Genomic DNA, 798 nt, shown 5'->3' on the forward strand with positions numbered 1-798 from the left:
GTCTTTGTCAGCTTCGGTCAGTGCACTTCCCAGCCTCAGTTGGATCTCGGTATGCGGTTGCGCCACTGAATCAGGGTTGCCTGGCGCCAGAAGGTGGAAGCGGTATAACTGGCTCCCACCTTCCCTGATGGAAAACAGCACTTCCTCGGCCTCCATGCCCGCGATCTGGCGCTTGCCTTCGCGCAGAATCTGGACGCTGCCTTGCGCGCGCAGCTTCTGGCGTAGATCGGGCAGGGTCTTGAGCAGCGAGGACTGCTGATCCACATCTACCGCATCGCGCATCTTGATGACGAACGCGGACGCTCTGCCGGGGTGCAGGACAATGGTTTGCTCGGCCAGTTCGCTGTTGCGCGAAGGCCCGCCGATCAGCGCACCCGGAATGCAAAAACCGCGCTCCGTGGGAACCGTCCAGTCATCGCGGTAAGTGATATTTTGGTGTACATCCGTTGTGAGCTGCGTGAACTTCTGTACCTCGCTGCTATTAACGCGGGACTTCATGGTCAGCATCGTGCTGCCGGCCAGCACGTAGCCCTCGGCGGTAAAAGAGTAATCCACTCTCCCAAGGTCTTTGAAAATCAACAGGCGGGAGTTGGATGTGGGCGAAACGGCTTGCTCCAGCCAAGGGATGTCAGTCTCAACGATCATGGACTTTAAGCCCTTTGCCAGCATTTCCTTGTATGAGGAGACGGAGGTGGTACGTCTCTTGGCTCGCAACTCGCTTTCGCGTGTATCGACGCTGTGCTGGAACGTTCCCAAGCTGACATCTTTGGCAATATCAATCTTGTCGCCCCAGTATTC

1 protein-coding gene is annotated in these 798 nt (G+C 57.1%); it reads right to left on the bottom strand.

Annotated elements, in window-relative coordinates; all coding sequences use genetic code 11:
* On the bottom strand, positions 1-798 hold a 798-nt coding region (locus tag CF70_RS16190), incomplete at both ends, for a T6SS immunity protein Tli4 family protein (protein ID WP_051648554.1).

Source organism: Cupriavidus sp. SK-3 (assembly GCF_000611145.1).
Lineage (GTDB): Bacteria > Pseudomonadota > Gammaproteobacteria > Burkholderiales > Burkholderiaceae > Cupriavidus.